Source organism: Frankia nepalensis, from assembly GCF_016786325.1.
Lineage (GTDB): Bacteria > Actinomycetota > Actinomycetes > Frankiales > Frankiaceae > Pseudofrankia > Pseudofrankia nepalensis.
This window is the reverse complement of the sequence record NZ_JADWYU010000289.1, coordinates 1-4,525: the sequence shown is the minus strand read 5'-3', so window position 1 is coordinate 4,525 and position 4,525 is coordinate 1. Positions and strand designations below refer to the sequence as shown.

The 4,525-nt window shown below is 70.3% G+C and carries 2 protein-coding genes; one reads left to right on the top strand and one right to left on the bottom strand.

Annotated features, from left to right (window positions below; all coding sequences use genetic code 11):
- Positions 1–96: 96 nt before the first annotated feature.
- Positions 97–1,938, bottom strand: a complete 1,842-nt coding sequence (locus I6A81_RS40485) for an acetolactate synthase large subunit (RefSeq protein WP_407661467.1) — start codon at positions 1,936–1,938, stop codon at positions 97–99.
- A 696-nt stretch (positions 1,939–2,634) separates the two neighbouring features.
- Between I6A81_RS40485 and leuA the strand changes: the two genes are divergently transcribed.
- Complete coding sequence (leuA, locus tag I6A81_RS40480) at positions 2,635–4,320, top strand: 2-isopropylmalate synthase (RefSeq protein WP_203007965.1); 1,686 nt, start codon at positions 2,635–2,637, stop codon at positions 4,318–4,320.
- The last annotated feature ends 205 nt before the right edge of the window (positions 4,321–4,525 follow it).

Sequence of the window (4,525 nt, the reverse complement as noted above, 5' to 3'; positions counted from 1 at the left end):
AGGACGCGGCGCGGAGGTCCCTTGGGAGCGCAGCGAGCAAGGGGCCGGAGCGCCGCGCCCGGACGGAGCGAACCAGAGAAACAGAACGAACCAGCATCAGAGATTGACCTCGGCGTCGCCCGAGTAGTCGAAGTCGGGGGCCAGGTCGCGGGCGACCCTGATGTCGTCGTTGCTGGAGCCGGCGGCGACCATCGGCCACACCATCGCGTCCGGGTGGACGACGAAGTCGATCACGACCGGGGCGTCGTCGATCGCCATCGCCTTCTCGATCGTGCTGTCGACGTCCGCGGCCGTCTCGCAACGCAGCCCGACGCAGCCGAGCGCCTCGGCGAGCCGGACGAAGTCCGGGACCCGCTTCACGCCGGTGCGCGAGCTGGCCGGGTGGGTGCCGAGGTCGGTGTTCGAGTAGCGCTCGTCGTAGAACAGCGTCTGCCACTGGCGGACCATGCCGAGCGCGCCGTTGTTGATGACCGCGACCTTGATCGGGATGCCCTCCAGGGCGCAGGTCGCCAGCTCCTGGTTGGTCATCTGGAAGCAGCCGTCGCCGTCGATCGCCCACACGGTCGCCTCCGGCCGGCCGACCTTGGCGCCCATCGCGGCGGGCACCGCGTAGCCCATGGTCCCGGCGCCGCCGGAGTTCAGGAAGGTGTACGGCTCCTCGTAGGAGATGAACTGCGCGGCCCACATCTGGTGCTGGCCGACGCCCGCCGTGAACACGGTGCCCGGCCCGGTGATCTTCCCGATCCGCTCGATGACGTGCTGCGGCGCGAGCGAGCCGTCCGCCGGCTCGGTGTAGCCGAGCGGGTAGGTGCTCCGCCACCTGTTCAGCTGGTCCCACCAGGCGGCCAGGTCGGGGCGCTGCTCGGCCTGCAGCGCGGCGATCAGGTCGGCGATGACCTCGCGGCAGTCGCCGACGATCGGCACGTCGGCCGCCCGGTTCTTGCCGATCTCGGCCGGGTCGATGTCGGCGTGGATGATCTGCGCGTGCGGCGCGAAGGTCGACAGCTTCCCGGTGACCCGGTCGTCGAACCGGGTGCCCAGCGCGATCAGCAGGTCGGCCTTCTGCAGCGAGGTGACGGCGGCGACCGAGCCGTGCATGCCGGGCATGCCGAGGTGCAGGTGGTGGGAGTCGGGGAACGCGCCCCGCGCCATCAGCGTGGTCACGACCGGGATGCCGGTCAGCTCGGCCAGGATGCGCAGTTCGGCGGTGGCGCGGGACTTGAGCACGCCGCCACCGACGTAGAGCACCGGCCGGCGGGAGGAGCTGATCATCTTGGCCGCCTCGCGCACCTGCTTGGCGTGCGGGCGGGTGACCGGCCGGTAGCCGGGCAGCTCGAGCGCCGGCGGCCAGGCCTCGTGCGGCAGCACGCTGGTCAGCGACTGCAGCACGTCCTTGGGCAGGTCGACGAGCACCGGGCCGGGCCGGCCGGTGGCGGCCAGGTGGAACGCCTCGGCGATCGTGCGCGGGATGTCGTCCGCCGACTGAACCAGGAAGTTGTGCTTGGTGATCGGCATCGTGATGCCGCAGATGTCCGCCTCCTGGAAGGCGTCCGTCCCGATCGCGGGCCGGGCGACCTGCCCGGTGATGGCGACCATCGGCACCGAGTCCATGTAGGCGTCGGCGATCGGGGTCACCAGGTTCGTCGCTCCGGGGCCCGAGGTGGCCATGCAGACGCCGACCCTGCCCGTCGCCTGGGCGTATCCCTCCGCCGCGTGCCCGGCTCCCTGCTCGTGACGGACGAGGATGTGCCTGACCCGCGTCGAGTCGAACAGCGGGTCGTAGGCGGGCAGGATCGCGCCGCCCGGGATGCCAAAGACAACGTCGGCCCCGACCGCTTCCAGGGAATGAACGAGCGACTGGGCTCCAGTGATCTCTCTAGTCATCTGTCGTCTTCCTTGACGTTGGCCGGGGTGGGGCTGGCGCCGCGGCCTGGGCACCGGGCCCCGCCAGTTCGCTGGCCTGCCGGATCAGCTTCGCTGATCTGGCAGGAACCCTGTCGCTGATCTGGCGGGTTCGGCTGCTGGCCTGCCGTATACGTGGTCATGGCTGTGTTACCGAGCCAGGGTTACCGAGCCAGGGTGCCCGCTCCTGGCGGGGCCGGCTTGGTCCTGGGCACTAAAAAGCCCCTCGTGCCGGGGGCACTGAGGGGCTGCGCACGAGTCGGTCCCGGACCCGGGACTGTCGACTACGCACGCTCTCCACGTACAAGAAGGCTCAGAAGCACCCGCCTACCTTGGCCGACGACTGCCCCTCACGTCAAGCGGGCCATGGTCCTGGCGTGGCTCACTGCGACGGGGACCACACCCGGGCCCCGGCCGGGGATCGCGTGGACCAGATGAGGGACCAGGCGGGGGACTAGGCAAGGCCGGGGACTGGGGTAGGCTGTTGCCGCCATGTGTGCCTCGCTTCCTGCTGCCTCGCTTCTTGGAGCCTCGCTTCCTGGAGCGCAGCCGTCGCCGCTTCCGCGGCTACGGCGTAGCGGCCTGCTCCTTAGCCGCCGCGGCGGGGCCTGACTTTCCGGCTGGCTTCCCCGTCGCGGAGTTTTCGACGCGTCAGCGCCCGGTGGCCTTCGGAGCTGAGGGCCTCTACAGGAAGCAGATGCAGTGATCAACAACCCGCAGGTTCCCTCCGGCATGCCCATCGACAAGTACCGGCCGTTCCAGCCGGTAGCGCTGCCGGACCGGACCTGGCCCGCCGCCCAGATCACCAAGGCCCCGCTGTGGTGCAGTGTCGACCTGCGTGACGGCAACCAGGCGTTGGTCGATCCGATGACGCCCGACCGCAAGCTGAAGATGTTCGAGCTGCTGGTACGGATGGGCTACAAGGAGATCGAGGTCGGGTTCCCGGCGGCGAGCCAGACCGACTTCGACTTCATCCGGCAGCTGATCGAGGGCGACCGGATCCCGGACGACGTCACCATCCAGGTCCTGACCCAGGCCCGCGAGGAGCTGATCGAGCGGACCGTGCAGTCGTTGGTCGGCTCCCGCAAGGCGCTGCTGCACCTGTACAACTCGACCTCGACCCTGCAGCGGCGGGTCGTGTTCGGCCTGGACCGCGCCGGCATCACCGAGATCGCCGTCCAGGGCGCCCGCTGGACCGTCCAGTACGCCGAGAAGCTGCTGGACGACCGCACCGACCTGCGCTGGCAGTACAGCCCCGAGTCGTTCACCGGGACCGAGCTGGAGTACGCGGTCGAGGTCTGCGAGGCGGTGATGGACGTCTGGGAGCCGACGCCCGACCGCCCCGTCGTGCTGAACCTGCCGGCCACCGTCGAGATGTCGACGCCCAACGTCTACGCCGACCAGATCGAGTGGATGAGCCGAAGCCTGACCCGGCGCGACGCGGTCGTGCTCTCGCTGCACCCGCACAACGACCGCGGCTGCGCGGTCGCCGCCGCCGAGCTGGGCGTCATGGCCGGCGCCGACCGGGTCGAGGGCTGCCTGTTCGGCAACGGCGAGCGCACGGGCAACGTCTGCCTGGTGACCCTGGGAATGAACCTGTTCTCGCAGGGCATCGACCCAATGATCGACTTCTCGGACATCGACGAGATCCGCCGGACTGTCGAGTACTGCAACCAGCTGCCGGTACACCCACGCCATCCCTACGGCGGCGACCTCGTCTACACGGCCTTCTCCGGCTCCCACCAGGACGCCATCAAGAAGGGCTTCGAGGCGCTGGAGCGGACCGGTCAACGGGTCTGGGAGGTTCCGTACCTGCCGATCGACCCGAAGGACGTCGGCCGCACCTACGAGGCCGTCATCCGGGTCAACAGCCAGTCCGGCAAGGGCGGCGTCGCCTATCTGCTGAAGTCCGAGCACGGGCTGGACCTGCCGCGCCGGCTGCAGATCGAGTTCTCCCAGGTCGTGCAGCGGCACACCGACGGCGAGGGCGGCGAGGTGACCGCCGGCGAGCTGTGGGACATGTTCCGCCAGGAGTACTTCCTGGACTCGACCGCGGGCCCGGCCGCGCTCGAGGTGGTCCGGTTCACCGCGAGCGCCGGCGACGGCGCCCGCGACGAGGTGCGCGTCGCCGTCCGCCGTGACGGCGCCGAACAGGTGATCAACGGCACCGGCAACGGCCCGATCGACGCGTTCGTCAACGCGCTGGCGAGCGTCGGCGTCACCGTCAGGGTGCACGACTACAACGAGCACGCCATCGGCGGCGGCGCCGACGCCAAGGCAGCCGCCTACCTGGAAGTACAGGTCGAGGACGCCCTCGGCGGCAAGGTGTTCTGGGGCGTCGGCGTCGACCCGAACATCGTCACCGCTTCCCTGCGCGCCGTCGTGAGCGCCGTCAACCGCGCCGCCCGGGCAGGCTGAATCTCCTGGTTCGCTCCGTCCGGGCGGCGCGCTCCGGCCCCTTGCTCGCTGCGCTCCCAAGGGACCTCCGCGCGCCGTCCTCCTCCGCGAACGTGCGCTCCGGCGACCTCCGCTGCGGCCCCCCTACTTCGCTTCGCTCGTAGGGGGGCCGCCGCGGGGGCCTCCCGACGGGGGGTCTCTTATACACATCTGCAGCTGCCGACGC